This window comes from Candidatus Margulisiibacteriota bacterium, assembly GCA_003242895.1.
Lineage (GTDB): Bacteria > Margulisbacteria > Riflemargulisbacteria > GWF2-39-127 > GWF2-39-127 > GWF2-39-127.
The window spans coordinates 89,127-108,938 of record QKMY01000045.1 but is presented as its reverse complement, the minus strand read 5'-3'; the positions used below and the strand labels follow the sequence as shown (position 1 = coordinate 108,938).

The window sequence follows — 19,812 nt, the reverse complement described above, 5'->3', positions numbered from 1 at the left end:
ATTGATTAATGGTAAGACAGTAACCGCGCTTATACAGGCTCGCGTTTCCTCGGCTAGGATGCCGAAGAAGCATTTTCGTAAAATAGGTGACAGATCCGTTATCGAATGGATTCTATGGAGGTTGTCACATATCCCGGGAATTGATCAGATAGTTATTTCTACCACTTTGGAACCTGGCTCTGACCTTTATGCTCAATACCAAAGTCGTCATCAATACGAAGTATTTCAGCATAATGGGGATGTAAATGACGTGGTCGGAAGACACATCCAGGCCGTTACCAGATACCCTGGCGATTACTATTTGTATATTTCTGGTGATTGTCCTCTCGTTGATGAGGGGTTTATTCAAGACCTATTCACAGCTTTATTGGAACAATCTCCTTCCCTTGTAATCGGGGAACAAAGTATACATGAAGGAACGTCTTTATTATCCCGTGAATGTATGAAATATATAGACTGCAACAGTATAACCCCTGATCAGAGAGAAAATTTTGGATATATGATCGATTATAAGGGACATGACGTGGTAGTGGTAAAAGTCCCTGCTAAGCTAAGCACAAAATTGTGCAGGATTTCTGTTGATAATATGGCAGATCTAAGGTTTATGAATCACCTAGAGTCTATTTGTCGTCATAAAAATATTGAGTTTAATCTGGAAAACTCAGTAGATATAATAATAGAAAACCAAGCTATTCTGCGCTTGCATGAGCATGTTAAGCAGAAAGATGTAAGCCACGTTACCAAAAGGTTTGTTTTTTTAACTGAAGCTTCTCAAGATGTTGGACTTGGTCATTTATCCAGAATGATAGCATTAGCCCAAGAGCTTAATGAAGCTTATCATCATAATATTAACTTTTTAGTTAATGACGATGCTCTTGCTAAAGAAAAGTTGGTTAATGAAGGTTATATCTTCGATTATCATACCTATCAGCCTGATAATCTAAGCGCCATTCTTACCTCTTTTAATTGTACTGCTGTCATAGTTGATCTAAAGGATCATAATAAATTCAATGATATTCTGCATGCCTTAAATAAAGAAGTCATATATTATGACAGAATTGAAGTCCCTTCTTTTCAGAATGTATTGATATTGCAGGGAATCCACCCATTATTGGTCCCTTCACCGGAGTGTCGCTTATACTCAGGGCTTGGAACGGTCTTTATAAACAAAAAATTAGAATTCGAGATTAAGGCAAAACATAAAAAACATGGAATCTATATAAGCTTCGGCGCTTCTGATCCCGACCAATGGTTAGCAAAGGCTTTGGCGGTATTACCTGATGATCAGCCGATTTTTGTAAAAAAAGGAATTTATTCTAATTATACGATAGAGAATATCAGAAATAATATAATGGTTTCAGAAGAAGATAATTACAAATATGTGTCATCTTGTGCGTATGGCATCTGTGCTTATGGTGTGACATTCTATGAGCTTTTACTGTCGGGCGCAAAAGTGTTTTGTACCGCCCGGACACAGGCTGATAATGATTTGTTAGGATACCTTGAGACGCAGAATTATTGTAGACGGTTCTCATTAATAGAAGAGATCGCTGATTTGTATGACATCGAAAGATTGCCTGCGTTGGACCTGTATGATCTGTATGTACAGGAACGGGAAGCTTTTATTAAATCTTTGTTATCTTTAGTTTGATTGGAAGAAATTATTATGAATATTAATGACTTTTTGACCACTTCAGATTTTATTGGATTTCGTGAGTTCATCCCGAGAAATAGAGATGAATATTTGCAATATGCTCAGATATCATATAATTTAAAGCTTAATACCTCAGTACCCACAACTGTTCATATTGAACCAACAAATATTTGTAATCAGCAATGCTGCATGTGTTCTTATCCCGATATGAAACGCGACAAAAAAAATATTGACGATATACTTGCATATAAAGCAATTGATGAATGTGCAGCTTTAGGAGTTTATGCAGTTCATTTCTTTTTTTTCGGTGAACCGTTTGCGAATAAGAAGACACTGGGTTTTATGAAGTATGCCAAGCAAAAAAATATTCCTATCGTGTCTGTTACAACAAATGGGGCCTTACTTACAGATGAGGATCTTATCAGTTTGATAGATGCCGGAATAGATTCTATTCATTTTTCTTTTGAGGGGATATCAAGGGAAAAGTATCAGCAGATCAGAGGTAAGGATGACTTTGATACAGTTAAAGAGAATATACATAAATTATTACAGTATAAAAAGCAATTTATCAGCTCAAAGCCTTGGGTCGCGCTTACCTATGCCAGAACAAATGAGAGCAATGAGGAGATTGAAGCATTTATAGAAAGCTGGAAAAACCTGGTTAATGATATCCATATTAGTCCACAGTTAGATAATTATGGCAGGACAGCGATAGGCAGGGAAAAAAGCAAGATCAATTCAGGCGGACTTCTGGATAGAAATATACAAAACAGGTTGCCTTGTCGTCAGCTTTGGATGCGTTTGTGTGTATTGTCTAATGGAGAACTTGTACCTTGCGCGCAGAATATCGATGGGGAATTGTCCTTAGGGAATCTAAAGGATATGACTATAGCTGAAGCCTGGAAAAGCCAGAAACTCCGCAGATTAAGGGCCCGGCATATAATGAATACGTTAGATGAAGAGCTTGTTTGTAAGAATTGTATTGATTGGGACTGGAGCGGTAAAGTGGATAATCGCCCATCCTTAAAAAAAGATTAATATTTCGGGAGATTCCGTGTGGTAAAAATAGGTGTTTTTGTACAAGCTCAATATTCAGACGAAAACTGTTTCATTCCAATAAAGAATAAACCATCAATTGAAGTTGTATTGGAAAAAGCCAAAAAGATTACTGAAAATGTTATATTAACCGTTGCAGACGAGCCTGGTAATCAGGTTTTTGATGAGATAGCTTCTAAATGGCAGGTGGAAGTTTTTAAAGGTAACAAAGACAATATTGCTCAAAGGTTTTTAGAAGCGGCGAAAAAGTATCAGATTGATGTCATAATTAGAATCCCTGCGGTAAAACCCTGTTTCAATGAACTGTTACTTCGGGAAATGTTAAATAGATATCTATGTGATTATCCAGGATTAGACCTTATAAGAGCCCCTTATAGCTATTATCAGAATTTTGCCATGGAGATATATTCTACAAAGGCCTTGATCAGAGTGTGTGAACTATTACCTGGAATTGATCCTATTTACAGGTATAAACCCCATTACTTTGTGGATCAGCAAAGAGATCTTTTCAATGTTTCTGAATATACATCGATCCAAACTTACACTGAAGAAGACAAAAATAACATCGAAGACCTGTTTTCAGGTATGAGATCGAATGAAACCGCTGTTGATATGGAGCGTCCTGGGCAAGGCAAGGATGACTTTTTCCCGGCAATTTTTGAAGTCCGGCAACGGTATGGTTTTTTTGAGGACAGAGTGATGTCAGATGATGTAATCCTTGATATAGCCTGTGGTAATGGGTATGGTACGATAACTTATAAAAATGCCGGAGAGATTATCGGCGTTGATTATGATATCAGTGCGATTGAAAATGCTAGAAATAATGCCTCCCGATTTAGCCATATAAGTTATATTCAGGATGATGCCAATACCTTTATTCGACCAGGCTTTTTTACAAAAATATTTATTTTTGAAACTATAGAACATCTTTCTGAAAGAAGCCGGTTTTTGCAAAATATGTTCATTTCTTTAAAAGACTGTGGCTATTTGTTTATTTCTACACCGGTAAGAAAGTATCAAGGGTTGCTGGTGCATCCTCATCATTTGTATGAATATACTCCTGATGAGTTTAAAGATTTTTTAATGGAGAATGGTTTTGTAGTTATTGAAAAATATAGCCAGGATTTCCGTGGAATGATAAATCCGGAATTAAATCAAAATAGCAGGGGAATGTTATTTGTCTGCATGAAACGTCAGGAATCTTAATTTTTAAAAAAAAGGCAGTAACCCCTAAGAGAAGGAACCATAATAATGGAAGAAAACATTATATTAAATAAATGTCCGGTTTGTGATGATCCAACGGATAATTCCGAAAGACTGCTCGATAACTTTATTGAACTCAACAATAAACAGCTCCACTATAGTGTTGATGTCTGTGATAATTGTGGCGCAATGTATACTGTACAGCGTACGAGATACAATGAATTATATACGCCTAAAGCAAATATTGAAAAAAAACACGGACATCAGAACCAGACCCAAGCTTTTGCTTTAGAGAATATCTGGAATTATGCCAACAAAATGCTTCAGGTTGAAGAACTTTTATCAGCTTTAAGTGGCAATGATTGTAATTATTTAGAAATAGGCGCTTCTGATGGCTCATTATTCTACCTCTTTCAATTAAAAGCTAAACAAAAAGGGATCGAAGTAACTGGAACTCTAATCGAGAGTACCGGGGCCGCTCAGATATGTGAAGAACTTGGGAACTGTAAAGTAATAAGCAAATCATTTATGGATCAAAACATTGTTTTTGATAGGAAATACGATGTAGCTGTTTTATCCAATTGTCTTGAACATTTTGATAATCCCAGGCAGATAATTGCGAAGGTAAGGTCGTTATTGAAAGAAGGCGGTCTATTATATATAGAAGTTCCGGATGCTACCCGGTATGATACTAGCATATCTTATCCTCTGGGATATTATCATGTTGTTAACTACAATATTATTAATTTAGATTATATGATTCACAATGCCGGATTTGAGGTTTTTGATATGGATATAAGAGATCAGTACCCGGGAATGAGAATTGCGGCCATCAAAAAGGATATCAATAAGAAAACAATAGATAATTTATCATATCGGTTAACAAAAAGTATTTTTAACCGGTGGAAGATTCGCCGGGAACGAATTTTTACTTCGCTCGAAAAAATAAAAGAAAAAATAGCTGGGAAGATTTTGATATATGGTGCAGGAGTGCATACCAAAGCACTTATTGATAGATTTTCAGGATGGTTAAGCGATGATAATGTTGTTTTCTATGACAGTAACGAAGAAATAAAATTATTTATGGGGAGATCTCTGCTTTCTCATGATCAGCTTAACCTGGATGATTATGAAGCTATTATCATTTCCTCATACGGTTATCAGGAACAGATATTCAGGCACTTAGTCCAACTCGGATACCCCGAAAAGAAGATTATTAGGTTGTATGATAGGGTATTGGCTTATACAATGTAATAAGGCATAAATATCCTGTAAGAGAATACAAGAAACCTTGAAAAGCGCTAATTTTCAGGCTATTCTAGGATATATGAATAATTAATTCCAAGGATAAATTCTATTGATTAATGTATCAGAAATTACCAATTTAACTAAAATCGCCAACCAACTTCGTAAAGACATCCTCCAGATGCTCTATTTCGGGGGTTCAGGCCATGCCGGAGGTGCATTATCCTCGGCTGATCTTGTTGCTGCACTATATTTCCATGAACTGAAATTAGATCCTAGTAATCCGGAATGGCGTGACCGGGATATTTTTGTGCTTTCAAAAGGGCATTCCTGCCCGGTCCTGTATGCAGCTTTGGCAGAAAAAGGATTTTTCCCGAAGGAATGGTTCACGAGACTCCGCCAGATTAACGGCGAGCTGCAAGGCCATCCCGACAGGAAGAAGACTCCAGGAGTCGAGTTCAATAGCGGGTCCCTGGCCCAAGGATTTTCCTTTTCAATTGGCGCTGCTTTAGGGATGAAATATCAGAAGCGTTCGAATAGGGTCTATGCACTTCTTGGTTGCGGTGAGATGGACGAAGGCCAGATTTGGGAAGGTGCGCTTTTTGCCAGCCATAATAAGTTGGATAACCTGCTGGCGATCGTCGATTACAACAAGTTGCAGAGTGATAATTACAATAAAGAAATTTTAGGCTTAGAACCCATCGCAGACAAATGGACGGCTTTCGGCTGGAATGTTCTAGAGATCGACGGCCATAATTTTGGTGAGATAATCAGCGCCTTCAATACTGCTCGAGGTATGAAGAATATCCCCACGATCATCATCGCCCATACAATTAAGGGAAAAGGCGTGTCATTCATGGAGAATAATCCGAAATGGCACGGAAGCCTTGCACCGACGAAGGAAGAACTCGCACTGGCATTAGGAGAACTTGAAAAATAATGACGCAATCAGAATCACTAAGAACCGCTTTCGGTAAATCACTTGTCCGGCTAGCTGACAAATACAGCAATTTTGTTTTATTTGATGCTGACGTTGCGGGTGGGACATTTACTGTTTTTTTTAGGGACAAGTACCCAGAACGATTTTTCCAGTTCGGGATTGCTGAACAGAATATGATGTCGGCAGCCGCTGGATTTTCTATAACGGGAATAGTGCCGATTGTGGCATGTTACGGTGTTTTTGCTTCCATGCGGGCAGTTGAGCAAGCGCGTAACTCCATAGCGTACCCTGATTTTAATGTCAAAGTTGTGGCCTCTCATGTCGGTATCGATGCCGGGCCGGATGGGGTCTCTCACCAGGCCTTAGAAGATCTGGCAATTTATCGTTCAATTCCTAACTTTACCGTGATATCTCCAGCCGACCCCTGTGAAATGCTCAAGGCAACCGAAGCAATTATTAACTTCAAAGGGCCTGTTTATATGAGGACCGGCAGGAGTCCGATTCCAAAGATCAATCCTGATGATTATAAATTCGAAATCGGCAAAGGGACTGTTCTCAGGTCTGGTAGTGCTGTCACGATAATCGCTACGGGCATCATGGTCTCTCGCGCACTAGAAGCGGCTCGCATTTTGCATGCTCAAGGTATTGATGCCGCAGTAATCAATATATCGACCATTAAGCCAATCGACAAAGAATTATTAAAAGAATATGCATACAAAACAGGGGCATTCGTTACCTGTGAGGACCATAATATTCATGGCGGGCTGTTTAGTGCAGTGCTTGAAGCAATCAGTGAACGGCCTTGTCCGACGTTACCTGTCGCGGTCCGTGATACGTTCGCCGAATCAGGTGATCCCGAAGACCTGGCAAAAAAATATCATATCCATACTGTGGATATCATCGAAGCTGCTAATAACGCTATTACTTTGAAATCTGTCACTTCCGGTGGATGAGGCGGGGTAAAAGACCTAAGGAAAGGAGAATCCATGCGTCTAAAAAACAAACTTGCTTTGATCACCGGGGCCAGTCGTGGCATCGGAAAGGCAATTGCACTGGAACTGGCCTCAGAAGGCGCGGCAGTCATTATCACCTATAAAGATAATAAAGATCTCGCGCAGCAACTGGTAACAGAGATTATTGACCGTGGACAAAGCGCTTATAGCTTTCAGTTAGATGTTTGTTCCCGAACGGGCATAAAAGACCTGGCAAAAACTGTAACTGAAAAACATGACGCTATAGATATTCTTGTGAATAACGCTGGTATTAACATTCCCAATGATTTTAGCAAAATTACGGATGAAGATTGGGATAGCGTTCTCAACACGAATCTCTCTTCCGTATTTAAAGTTGGTCAGGAGTTTGAGCGGATCATAAAAGACGGTGGCTCTATCGTCAATATCAGCTCGGTATCAGGTCAGTACGGCGGTCCTCGTTCGAGTCATTATGCAGCTTCAAAGGCGGGACTAATCAGTCTTACCCAGAACATGGCAATCTTTTTTTCTAAAAGAAGTATTCGCGTCAACGCTGTTTCCCCAGGCCTTATTGAATCAGAAATGGCCAGTGCCGCCAACAAATTAGGGCTCGATGAAAAGATCCTGTTAGGTCGGAGAGGTACCGTACAAGAGGTCGCAAAGGCGGTCTGTTTTCTGGTCTCCGAAGAGGCTTCGTATGTGACTGCCCAGGTACTGAATGTTAACGGGGGATTATATTTTTAGTGGACAAATTGTTAGCTATTTTAGGTGCCGGTCCTGACCAACTCCCTGCCTTTATCGAGGCGAAAAAGCTTGGCATAAAAACCTTAGCAATTGACATGAACCCTAATTCTCAGGCTTTTGACATCGCCGATTACCGGATGGTCGAAAGTACCAGGAATATTCCCGGGATTATCAGCAAACTAAAAGAATTTCACAATAATAATCGAAATATCGACGGGGTTATGACCATAGCGGCAGAAGTCTCTCCCAGTGTTGCTGCAATTGCAAATGTGTTCGGGTTGCCTGGGGTGTCTGAAGAGGTTGCCTATTTAACAACGAATAAGTGCGCCAGAGCGGAGCGGTTTAAACAGAATCAGACCAATTTCCCGAACTATTGGATTGGAAATATCCTGGAAGATTTTATCGATGTAAAATTCCCGGTAGTGATTAAGCCCAGCGATAATTCGGCATCAAGAGGTGTTCAACTTGTCGAGAATTATGAACATTTACAATCATGTTTTTCATCTGCATTAGGCTACTCAAGTGACAAACAAGTTATCCTGGAACAGTACCTCAAAGGATTTGAAGTAAGCATCGAAGGCGTCGTTATTGAAGGCAAGCTGCGTGTAACTGGGTTTGCTGATAGAAATTACTCCAGGAATGAAGCTTTTTATCCGTTTTTCGTGGAAGACGGAGGTGATATCCCCACAGTGCTATCGCAAGAACTAGTCCGCAAGGTTGTTGCCGAGTTTGAGAAAGCTGTGTCTGCAATTGGTATAAAACTGGGACCGACTAAAGGTGACGTCATAATAACTCCGGACGGTACGGTGTATGTTATTGAGGTAACCTCTCGATTGAGCGGCGGAGGGTTTTGTTCAAGGACCGTGCCCTTAACCTCAGGGGTCAATATTGTTAAGACTACTATCCAGCTAGCCTTGGGAATAACTCCCGATATTTCTGACTTGGAACAAAAATTCCGGAAAGCCATGTCCCATCGTTTTTATTTCCACAAACCAGGAAAAATAAAAGCTATCATAGGATTAGATCAGATTGCTTCCATGCCTGGTATTGCAGATTGTATATTCCAGCGCCCTTTTAAGGTTGGAGATACCCTCGAACCTGTCACCTACGCTAACCGGCTTTTCTACGTGATCGCTGTAGCCGGCGACCGCGAAACTGCGATTAAATATGCTGAAAATGCAATAAAAAGCGTAGACATTATAGTGGAATAGAAAACCTGGCAATCATGGTCAAAACTAAAGAAGTTCTTCTACTTCGGGTTCAAATCTTAAATAAACTCGGCAGGTAGTTTTAACCGTGGTCCCAGCGCTTCTTTTTCCTGGGCTGCTGATTTTTTCATCCGACTGACTTATTATTCGTTAATTACTTTTAGTGTACAAAGCCCATCATCAACTGTAGCTAAGTCCGATACCTGTCCATATTTGATATAGTTGATAAATGCTTGCAACTCTTTAACGAGCGGTTCGCCTTTAATAACCGGGCAGCTGCGGACTACGTAAGAATTGTTTAACTGGAATGAAGAATATTCTAATAGTTCTTGAGTCATCAGATTAGCTTCGTAGTATGCTTCACTTGTTGCTACTTCCACCATTCTTTTTTTGAAGGGAGTTAGCCAGTTTGTTGTGATAGTTGCAATTATATCATTTTCAAGTTTTAAAGATATTATTGCATTATCTTCACACCTGCTGTGATTTGTGATGGATTTGAATATATTTACCTTTTCAATTCTTTTCTGAGTTAAGTGCCTGATGAGATCAATGTCATGAACAGCAAGGTCTGTGAGAACTCCAACATCAGCGATCCGAGGCGGGAATGGCCCAACCCTCGTTATATTAATACTAAAAATATCTTTTCCCTGAATCTCTTTTTTTAGCTGGACGATAACCGGGTTAAACCTCTCAATATGACCAACAATCACTTTGGCATTATGCGAACTCATAGCTTCTTTTATCGCGGTTCCCTGTGAAGGATTCGAGGCGAGCGGTTTTTCAATGAGGATATGGATGTTTCTTTTTATGAGCTTAACGGCAATTTCTTTGTGAAGGTACGTTGGGACACTGATAATTGCCGCATCGATTGTTTCTTTTGTTAGAAGATCATCGATATCGCAGTAAGTATTCTCTTCCAGATTCTCGGTAATAATCGGATCACATACGGCAATTAAGGTGATTTCGGGCATACTTTTTAGTACCCGGTAGTGATGTTTTCCCATAATTCCGTAACCAATGAGAGCAATGTTCATAGACTGCCTTTCCTGAGAATATTAGTGAGAGTAGCAATAATATAATCTTGCTGATCAAGGGATAAATATGGGCTTATAGGTAAACTCAGAATTTCTTGCGAAACTGTTTCAGAAATTGGGAAATCATAACAATCGATTGCAAGATATGAAAGCGCGGCTTGTCTGTAGAGTGGAATCGGATAATGTATCGCAACCGGTATCTGAGCTTCTTGCAGTTGTTTGACAACTTCATTGCGATTTTTGAGCCGAATAGAGTATTGAGCATAGGTGCTGGACCTGTCCTCTTTTATAAAGGGGATAACGATATCTGTCTTGTTAGAAAAACCGGCAGTATATCGTAATGCGATATCTTTTCTTTTTTTCAGTTCTTGATCATAATATTTTAGCTTTACTCGTAATATCGCTGCCTGGATTGTGTCGAGGCGTCCGTTGATCCCGACATGTTTATGCTCATACCTTTCAGCTTGTCCATGGTTCATGAGGCATCTGAGTTTGCCGGCTAATTCGTCGTTATCCGTGAAGAGAGCCCCGCCGTCGCCATAGCAGCCAAGGGGTTTTGCCGGGAAAAAGCTGGTACAGCCAATTTCGGACAGGCAGCAGCTTTTTTTATTCTTATAACGGGCTCCGAAGCTTTGGGCGCCGTCTTCGATTACTATAAGCTTATGTTTCGTGGCAATCTTGTTTATTTCGTCGATATCGGCAGGTTGACCGAATATATTTACGGGAATGATAGCTTTTGTATTGGAGGTTATTTTAGCCTCAATCTGTGTCGCGTCGATGTTATAGGTTTTCTCATCGATATCAACGAATACCGGAGTAGCTCCAAGAAGTGCGATAGCTTCAGCAGTAGCAAAAAAAGAGAACGCAGTTGTTATCACTTCGTCCCCCGGCTTTATTCCAATTGCAAGGAGTGCGAGCAATAAGGCATCGGTTCCACTGGAGCAAGTAATACAGTGTTTTGTCTGAAGGTAACGAGCAAGGGATTCTTCGAGCTCTCGAACTTCGTGTCCCTGGATAAATGACGCGCTATCAAGTATCGAGTGGATAGCGGTGTCTATCTCCTCTTTGTAGTCGAGATATTGCGCTTTTAAATTAACAAAATCTATTTTTTGGTTATCCATAAATTAGGTGTTTGTAAAGTTATTTAATATAATTATATCATAGAGCTTACAGCTCATATTCCTTGCTGACGGGTCTAATCTATTAAAATGTATTTTATCCGGGTTAAACATATAGATATGAAAATGAATAAGAAAGACAAGAAAGATTTGTCAGACCTGAGACAATGTTTCAATACATCAAAAAATGGGAATAATACAATATAGGTGTGTGTATTTATTTGTATGAATAATTAGTTGTAGGTATAAAAAAAAATAAATACAAAACATGAAATTTAGATACAAGTTTTGACAGATAGAGTTCGATATCTGTAAAAAACTTATGTAACTATAGTTACAAGTCAATGAATGTCTTGCGCATCAGTAAAAAGCGCATTCACAATAATTAAAAAAAGGAGTTATTTATGGCTTCAAATGTAAAACAAACAATCAAAGGTACTTCCACTAATGACCTGATGAACGGGAGTGATAAAAACGATCGAATATATGGCAGGGATGGAAATGATGTAATCAATGGCGGCGCCGGTGACGATCTGTTGTATGGAGAAGCCGGCGATGACACATTGTTCGGGGGCGAAGGGAATGATCGACTTTACGGAGGTATAGGCAATGATGTTCTTTCGGGGGGCGCTGGAAATGATATTCTCGATGGCGGTGCCGGAAACGATATTCTTGATGGCGGCGAAGGCAATGACAAACTTTACGGAGGAGATGGGGATGATGTTTTAAATGGTGAAGATGGCGATGATATCCTCTATGGCCAAGGTGGAAATGATACCCTCAATGGTGGAGCCGGAGACGACAAACTATATGGTAGTGATGGCGACGATGTCTTAAATGGTGGGGAGGGCAATGATATTCTCTATGGCCAAGGCGGAAATGATGTAATCAATGGAGAAGCCGGAGATGATAAGTTGTACGGTAGCGATGGGGCTGAAGTCCTGAGCGGCGGAATAGGGACTGACTATTTAAGCGGTGGAGCTGGAAACGATATTCTTGATGGCGGCGAAGGCAATGACCGGCTATCCGGTGGTTTGGATAACGATGTCTTGAATGCCGGAGCTGGGGATGACACGCTCTATGGCGGTGCTGGGGATGATATCTTAAATGGTGGAGAAGGTAACGATATCCTATACGGCGAAACTGGAAACGACACGCTTAATGGAGAAGCCGGAGACGACAAATTATATGGTAGTGCTGGGGATGAGATTCTTAATGGAGGAGAAGGTAATGACAGATTATCAGGCGGCGCTGGAAATGATGTTCTAAATGCAGGTACCGGTGATGACCTGCTTTATGGTAGTTCTGGAGATGATATATTAAATGGCGGCGCTGGAAATGATGTTCTCTACGGAGAAGCGGGCAATGACACCCTCAATGGAGAAGCCGGAGATGATAAGCTATACGGCAGCTCAGGTAATGAGACGATTAATGGGGGGACCGGTAATGACATATTAAGTGGTCACGCTGGGGATGATGTCTATCTATTTAATAAAGGAGATGGCCAAGATGTTGTTGTTGATATTGCGGGAAAAGATTCAATAAAATTCGGAGAAGGAATAACTAAAGATGATGTTCAGTTTGAAAAATCAGGAAATGATCTCAAGCTACAATTGAAAGATTCAACGGATTCGATAATGATAACAAACTTCTTTAAAAATAATAGTGGTTCCGTTGAATCCCTGATTTTTGAAAATAACGAAGTGGTGACCAAAGATGCGATTCTGAGCGGCACAAGGAAGAATGATGTTTTAACTGGGAATGACAGTACGAAACTTTTCCTTGCGGGGGATGGGAACGATACTATTTCTGCCGGAACAGGCAATAACACGATAGAGGGAGGAAAAGGGAATGACACGACGCTAGATATTGGTGGAGACGATACCTATATCTTTAATAAAGGCGATGGAAATGATGTCCTTTCAGATCAAGCTGGTAACGATACCATCAAGTTCGGTGAGGGAATAGCTTCAGGAGATGCTGTCTACACAAAAACCAATAATGATTTGGTTATTACGATTAAGGATACGACTGATTCTATAACTATCAGTGATTTTTTTACGAAAAATGATTCGCGTATTGAAAAAGTAGTATTCGGGGACAAAGAAGTGTCTATGGCGGAGATGTTTCCTAGCGACAGTATAACAGGGACGAATGATATGGATTCTCTTGTTGGCCAGAATAGAAACGAAACGATTGAGGCTCTTGCTGGTAATGATAAGATTCTTGATTACGGTGGCGATGATAAGATATATGGCGGAGCTGGCGATGACAATATCCGTGATTTAGCCGGGAATGATAAACTATACGGCGGAACTGGAAATGACACGATTATTGATGATAGCGGTATAGATGAGATCTATGGCGGGGACGGGAATGACTATCTCGAAGATAAAGGCGGGAATAGCAAGATCGATGCAGGTGCCGGGGATGACAGGATAACGGTTGTGGGCACCAGGGATCCGGGTGATGCATTAACTGCGAATGAGATAATTGCCGGACAGGGGAATGATACTATTTATAACACCCGAGGTGCAGATGACGGATATCTTTTTAACAAAGGCGATGGGCAGGATACCCTCTATGATAACGGCGGGGTGGATGCTATCACCTTCGGTGCCGGGATATCTTCATCGGATGTAACGTATTCATTAACTGCAAATGATTTGACGATAAGCGTCAAGGATAGCAGTGACTCGATTACCATCAGCAATTTCTTTTCAGAGCAGGAGTCGAGGATAGAAACCGTAGTGTTTGGAGACAAAGAAGTTTCGCTGACCGAGATGTTTCCAAAAGACAGGATAAGTGGAACTGACGGAGCTGATAAGCTTACCGGAAAAACCACTGACGAAGTTATCGATGGCCGCGGAGGAATTGATGCTATTTCTGATTATGGCGGAAACGATGTGATATATGGCGGAGCTGGCGATGACAATATCCGTGATATAGCTGGGAACGATAAACTATATGGCGATGCCGGGAATGACAAAATTATTGATGATGGCGGCAATGACGAGATTTCCGGTGGAGCCGGTAACGATTACATCGAAGATAAAGGCGGCAATGGGAAGATCGATGGCGGTGCCGGAGATGATATGCTTCGAGTGGTAGGAACGAATAATCTGACTGATTCGGTGAATTCGAACGTGGTAATCGGGGGGCAGGGCAATGATACAATCTATAATGCACGTGGATCAGATGATACCTATCTCTTCAATAAAGGGGATGGACAGGATACCTTGTTAGATAAATACGGAACTGATGTAATTAAGTTTGGCGAGAACGTTAATCAGGAAGATATAGCGATTTTTAAAAATACCAAGAGCGAAATCGTTATTAAGTTTGGTGATACTGATACCATAGCCATTCAGTCCCAGTGGGATAAAAATAATACCATAGAAAGAGTCGAATTGCAGGATGGGTCCTTCCTGGAGAGTTCTGATATCAATAAAATAATCCAGGATATGAGTGCTTTTGCTTCAGAAAAGGGTATACAATTATCAGCTGTTGATGATGTAAAGAATAATCAGGAATTAATGAATATCATCTCGAATTCTTGGCATTCACAGACTTAGAGGCCTGCATTTGCAATTATTTCCCGAAGGCGCCTGTTAACGTAGGCGCCTTTTTTGTTCGTTTTTTCAGATTAATCGATATCAACTCAGCATAATTTTATGTTACAATAATGAAATGGATACACGCGGTTATGAGTTTATTTTGCATCTGGTGAGTTGCCGGATAAGCTAATGATTGCGTTTATATTCTGTTAACTTTCCGAGTGTTCGTTTGTTGACATCGTAACTATTACTAATCGTTTTGAAAAACAATTATGAACTATACAAAATTCTTAGCGGCTTGTCTTCTAGTTTTATTATTTTCTCCGGCTCATTCAATGACAATCAGCTTGGACGAAGTCTTAAGCCAAGCTATTAGTTATTCATATGATCTACAGCAGTCAGCTATTGATATTGATATTAGCCGGGCTAATGAACGAAGCCGGAACTCTTTGTATTTGCCTGCCTTGAAACTGCGGTTTAATAGTGAATATACCAAAGACCTTCTTTCAAATAAATCAAATGTCGTATCGATTGGCGATTCATTGCTTGGAAATAGCACAAAATACCAGGATTCCATTTCCATTATTCTGACAAGTCCTCTGTTCTATTATGATATTCTACAGAAACGCTCTTATATTGACCGGCAGGATGTTTCGATGAAAAGCCTAATTCACCGGAAGAATCAGGTAGACCTTAAGGTCCACATACTGGAAATGTATAAGAAAATATTGTTGTTATCGAAGGAATTATTCGTGAAAAAGGAGCTCTTCCTTTGTTATAAAGAGCTTTTTAATCTGAAAGACCGTCTTAACAATGCCGGGTCAGTCTCAAAGGTTGAAGTTGCAGACCAGGCACTTGAGATAGCTTATATAGTGAACGGTATCGACAGCTTGAAACTCAAGCTGCGGGACGCCTTGCTCGATCTCTCGTTCTATACCGGAATAAGCTATGATGAGGAAGCCCTTATTATAAAAAATATCGATTCGGATTGGATAGCGGGTAAGGAAATTACAGTATCCGCAAATAATTCGTTGGAATATCGGATATGCCAATTAGAACTTGAGAAAAAAAAGGCGGAGCTGGACATCGCGCTCAAGGAAAATTGGCCGAAGATTGACCTGTACGTTCAATATGCTCTCTATGGTTCCGATAAAGAAAGCCTTAAAACTGCCTTAAGAGATATGAAGGGAACCAGTCTCACTGCCGGGATCTCGTCATCTCTGGGACTGTTTGATGGCTTTAGGAATGCCGCTAATATTGAGCGCTTGACCCTGGAACTGAAGCGTCTGGAAATTGAAAGTAATAAGATAATTGTTCAAACAAAGCAAAATCAGTTAAAATTAGTAATGTTGCTTAATCAGCATAGTACGGGCCTTCAGAATAATAAAGAAATAGTAACGAAAATCAATAGCAAGTCAGCCATGATCGGTAAATTAGTTCAGCAGCAAATTACCGATAGGGAAAGTGTTCTGGTTAACAGGATCAATGAAACTAATCAAAAATTCGAGCTGGAAAGAAATAACATTACAATGGTATCAGAAATAAAAAAGATGGTCTTATTGTCTGAGGTTGATAACTGATGCATACCGGTCTTATATCATTCGAAGTCGTAGCCAGGATAAATCAGCTGGATATCGATCTTAGATCTATTGTCAGGCAATATGGAATTACGAACAATGATATTACCAGAGAAGAACTGTTGCTTATTGCAAAGAATCTGGAATTCAGGGCAAGAATAAAACAGTTTGTGGTGTATAAATTAGCCCGGTCATATCCTCTTCCGGCAATTGCCATCCTTAATGATAATAGTTATTGCGTAATTCTTAAAGTAAATCAGCAAGAAAAAAAGATACTTGTTTTTCTCCCGAAAGATAAAGAAACGAGAGAAATATCGATCAGCGAATTTGAAAGCATCGCAACGAATGAGTTCGTAGTTTTGCGGCATAGGGCCTTTAGCTCAAGTATTAAGTTCGGGCTTCTCTGGTTTTATCAGGAAATTCTGAAATTCAAGCAGGTTATCTTTGAGGTAATGCTGGGGTCTTTTGTTGTTCAGTTATTTGGACTGGTAACACCGCTTTTTACTCAGGTTATCCTGGACAAAGTGATTGTCCACCGTAGTGTAACCACATTAGATGTGCTGGCATTTGCTTTTATTGCAATTATTGTATTTGAGTTCTTGCTTAATATTACCAGAAACTATATTTTTCTTCATACTGCGAATAAGATCGATTCTAAGCTAAGCGCAAAGTTATTCCGGCATCTTTTTTCTCTGCCGTTTGTCTATTTCGAAGTGAGGAAAGTTGGGAATATTATCTCAAGAATTCGAGAACTGGATAGCATCCGTGAATTCCTGACGAACAAATCGGTTTCCGTTATCATCGATCTATTTTTCTCAATAGTTTTTCTGGCCGTAATGTTTGCCTATAGTTCGACCCTTACCTTTATGGTCCTTGTATTCATAACTTCGATTGCTTTGCTGTACCTTGTTATTACGCCGGAGGTCCGTAAACGGCTTGAAGCGAAGTTCCAGATGGCAGCTCAATCGAATTCATATCTCATCGAGGCGGTTACCGGTATACAAACAGTGAAATCGCTGGCAATTGAAGGGTCTATGCAGAAGAAGTGGGAAGAGCATTTGGGCGGTTATATTCATTCGAGTTTCAAACTGTCGAACATAATGAATATTACCGGGTCACTGTCAAAAGTATTACAGAAACTTATGACGATTGCGATACTCTATTTGGGTGTCAAATTAGTAATTAACAACAAGCTTACTATCGGACAATTGATTGCCTTTAACATGTTTGCCGGGCAGCTTACTGCTCCTATTATACGGCTGGTTAATTTATGGAATGAGTTCCAGCAGGCGCTCATGGGGATCAAGCGGCTCGGCGATATCCTCAACCAACCTGCCGAACAACAGTCCAGCAAAGCAATTACCTTGCCCAGCGTGAATGGTGCAGTAAAGCTTGATAATGTATCGTTCAAATATACTCCGAATGGCCCCAAGATACTTGACGATATAAGCCTCTCGATTAGTCCCGGGTTATGTATTGGAATCATCGGAAGAAGCGGAAGCGGGAAAAGCACCGTAACCAAACTTATTCAGAGGCTCTATCTTACCAATGAAGGAGCTATTTATCTCGATGATATTGATATTCGCCATATGAATCCCTATTGGCTGAGAAATAATATCGGGGTAGTGCTGCAAGAAAGTTTTCTTTTCAGCGGGTCGATTCGCGAGAATATCGCTTTGCCCAGGCCGGATGCTCCGATAGAGATGATTATTGAAGCTGCTAAGGTCGCCGGGGCTCATGAATTCATCGCGCAGCTTTCGGAAGGCTACGATACTTTTGTCGGAGAGCGCGGATCGAGTCTTTCCGGAGGGCAAAAGCAACGGATTGCAATTGCCAGGGCAATCATTACTAATCCACGAATTTTGATTTTTGATGAGGCGACCTCTGCTCTTGATTATGAGTCCGAAAAAATTATTTCTACGAACCTCAATAAAATTAAAAAGGGAAGAACAACGTTTATTATAGCGCATAGGTTATCCACAGTAAGAAGGTGTGACATGATCATTGCCTTGGATAAAGGAAAGATCATCGAGAAGGGGACCCACGATCAGCTTATTGCGAATAAAGGCTACTATCATCATCTTTTCACTCAACAGGAGAGTAGCAGTGATTAAACGTTTATTGTCGTATTCTAAAAAAGGAAACTCTCTCATGGTAGGGTTCCGCGCCTGGGTAAAAGAACTATTTGTGCGTGATGACAGCCATGAGTTCAAACCAATTTTGGTTGAGATAGAAGATAGCCCGCTTAATCCACTGGGCAGGGTTATTTTCTGGCTTATTATTCTGTTATTGCTCAGCTGCACAGTCTGGATGTTTTTTGGTAAGGTCGATGTGGTGATTACTGCCCGGGGTAAAGTTATTCCCGATGGCGAGGTTAAAGTGCTCCAGGCACTCACGCCTGGGGTAGTGAAAAAGATATCGGTGAGAGAATGTGAATATGTAACTACGGGGCAAGTGTTAATGGAGATAGATCCAGCTTCAATTGAACCGGAAATTGATTCTATAAAAATGAGAGTTAGCGAATTGAATTTGGAGCTGGAGAGATTAGATGCTCTATTACATAAGTCCTCCTTTGTCCCTGCTACCCAAGGCTCTTCTCAAGAGTCGGTAAATGTGCAACAGGATGTTTATCAAGCTATTCATGAAGCTCAGGCCAAGAAGATACAAGCAAAAGGGTCGGAGCTCGATCGGATTGATGAGCAGATTGCTGCTTTGAAACTGGAACAAGAGTATGTAAATTCTTTGAGAGAAGCCAGTAAAGCGAAAGAGCAGCGATTACAGGCTGTTATAGATATCATTTCCAGAAACGATTATGAAAAAGCTAAGAACGAATTACTGTCATATCAGAATACCTTAGCAGAGAATATTCACAAACTCCAGGAATTGCAGCAGACAAAGAATCAGATATTGCAAGAAATAGTGAATATTAAAGAGAACTTTCGGGCTGAGCTTTTGTATGAATATACTGAAAAACAGAAGCAATTATCGGACCTTAATGCTCAGATACAGGTAAAAACATTTCTTAATAGTAAAAATACAATGGTATCTCCTGTTGAAGGCTATGTTCATAAGATATTTTCTGCAACCGTAGGTGGTGTTGTGAGTCCAGCCCAGCCGCTCATAACGATCGTGCCATCCCAGGTCCCATTGGTGATCAAGGCTGTATTGCTGAATAAGGACCGCGGGCTCATTCGGAAAGGTATGCCGGTCTCTCTGAAAATGGATGCTTATAATTTTCAGAAGTATGGGTTGCTCAATGGAATGATCTCGAATATTTCCAGAGATAGTAACGAGAGTGAGACACTTGGCTCTGTGTACGACATTTATATTGTCCCGTTCAATAAGATCTTGATCGTTGAAGGTACCAGAGAACAGATCATGGCAGGGATGACCTTAACTGCGGAGATAAATATCGGCAAGCGAAGGATTATCGAATTTTTTATTTATCCGCTGATCAAATATCTCGATGAAGGGATTAGTGTTCAATAATCAGCATATTCCGGTG

At 40.4% G+C, this 19,812-nt stretch carries 14 protein-coding genes; 12 read left to right on the top strand and 2 right to left on the bottom strand.

Going from position 1 to position 19,812, the window contains the following annotated elements:
* Position 1: 1 nt before the first annotated feature.
* The 8 genes from DKM50_06715 to DKM50_06680 all read left to right on the top strand — a co-directional run bounded on the left by DKM50_06715 (position 2) and on the right by DKM50_06680 (position 9,024).
* Positions 2-1,651, top strand: a complete 1,650-nt coding sequence (locus DKM50_06715; GenBank protein PZM79867.1) for a hypothetical protein — start codon at positions 2-4, stop codon at positions 1,649-1,651.
* 15 nt (positions 1,652-1,666) lie between these two features.
* The gene (locus tag DKM50_06710) at positions 1,667-2,692 is read left to right on the top strand and encodes a hypothetical protein (protein PZM79866.1); all 1,026 of its coding nucleotides are present in this window, start codon (positions 1,667-1,669) and stop codon (positions 2,690-2,692) included.
* Positions 2,693-2,710: 18 nt separating this feature from the next.
* On the top strand, positions 2,711-3,916 hold the full coding sequence (locus tag DKM50_06705) for a hypothetical protein (protein PZM79865.1): 1,206 nt from the start codon (positions 2,711-2,713) through the stop codon (positions 3,914-3,916).
* 45 nt (positions 3,917-3,961) lie between these two features.
* The gene (locus DKM50_06700) at positions 3,962-5,167 is read left to right on the top strand and encodes a hypothetical protein (GenBank protein PZM79864.1); all 1,206 of its coding nucleotides are present in this window, start codon (positions 3,962-3,964) and stop codon (positions 5,165-5,167) included.
* A gap of 106 nt (positions 5,168-5,273) precedes the next feature.
* A complete protein-coding gene (locus DKM50_06695) occupies positions 5,274-6,098 on the top strand; it encodes a transketolase (GenBank protein ID PZM80023.1) in 825 nt (274 codons plus the stop codon).
* The gene (locus DKM50_06690; GenBank protein ID PZM79863.1) at positions 6,098-7,051 is read left to right on the top strand and encodes a transketolase family protein; all 954 of its coding nucleotides are present in this window, start codon (positions 6,098-6,100) and stop codon (positions 7,049-7,051) included. Before DKM50_06695 ends, DKM50_06690 begins: the two co-directional genes overlap by 1 nt.
* A gap of 33 nt (positions 7,052-7,084) precedes the next feature.
* Positions 7,085-7,813 (top strand): short-chain dehydrogenase, encoded by a 729-nt coding sequence (locus tag DKM50_06685; GenBank protein PZM79862.1) that lies wholly within the window; start codon positions 7,085-7,087, stop codon positions 7,811-7,813.
* Complete coding sequence (locus tag DKM50_06680; GenBank protein ID PZM79861.1) at positions 7,813-9,024, top strand: hypothetical protein; 1,212 nt, start codon at positions 7,813-7,815, stop codon at positions 9,022-9,024. Before DKM50_06685 ends, DKM50_06680 begins: the two co-directional genes overlap by 1 nt.
* A 140-nt stretch (positions 9,025-9,164) precedes the next feature.
* Here the strand turns inward: DKM50_06680 and DKM50_06675 are convergent, their stop codons facing one another.
* Both DKM50_06675 and DKM50_06670 read right to left on the bottom strand, forming a co-directional pair.
* Positions 9,165-10,055, bottom strand: a complete 891-nt coding sequence (locus DKM50_06675; GenBank protein PZM79860.1) for a gfo/Idh/MocA family oxidoreductase — start codon at positions 10,053-10,055, stop codon at positions 9,165-9,167.
* Complete coding sequence (locus DKM50_06670; GenBank protein ID PZM79859.1) at positions 10,052-11,176, bottom strand: aminotransferase DegT; 1,125 nt, start codon at positions 11,174-11,176, stop codon at positions 10,052-10,054. Before DKM50_06670 ends, DKM50_06675 begins: the two co-directional genes overlap by 4 nt.
* A gap of 401 nt (positions 11,177-11,577) precedes the next feature.
* On the opposite strand from DKM50_06670, the gene DKM50_06665 reads away from it, so the two are divergent.
* From DKM50_06665 to DKM50_06650, 4 genes are all read left to right on the top strand, one after another.
* Positions 11,578-14,748 (top strand): hypothetical protein, encoded by a 3,171-nt coding sequence (locus DKM50_06665; GenBank protein PZM79858.1) that lies wholly within the window; start codon positions 11,578-11,580, stop codon positions 14,746-14,748.
* A 254-nt stretch (positions 14,749-15,002) separates the two neighbouring features.
* Positions 15,003-16,310, top strand: coding sequence for a hypothetical protein (locus DKM50_06660; protein PZM79857.1), 1,308 nt, complete (start codon positions 15,003-15,005; stop codon positions 16,308-16,310).
* A complete protein-coding gene (locus DKM50_06655; protein PZM79856.1) occupies positions 16,310-18,421 on the top strand; it encodes a type I secretion system permease/ATPase in 2,112 nt (703 codons plus the stop codon). Before DKM50_06660 ends, DKM50_06655 begins: the two co-directional genes overlap by 1 nt.
* Positions 18,414-19,796 (top strand): HlyD family type I secretion periplasmic adaptor subunit, encoded by a 1,383-nt coding sequence (locus DKM50_06650; protein PZM79855.1) that lies wholly within the window; start codon positions 18,414-18,416, stop codon positions 19,794-19,796. The genes DKM50_06655 and DKM50_06650 overlap by 8 nt, the downstream gene beginning before the upstream one ends.
* Positions 19,797-19,812: the final 16 nt, after the last annotated feature.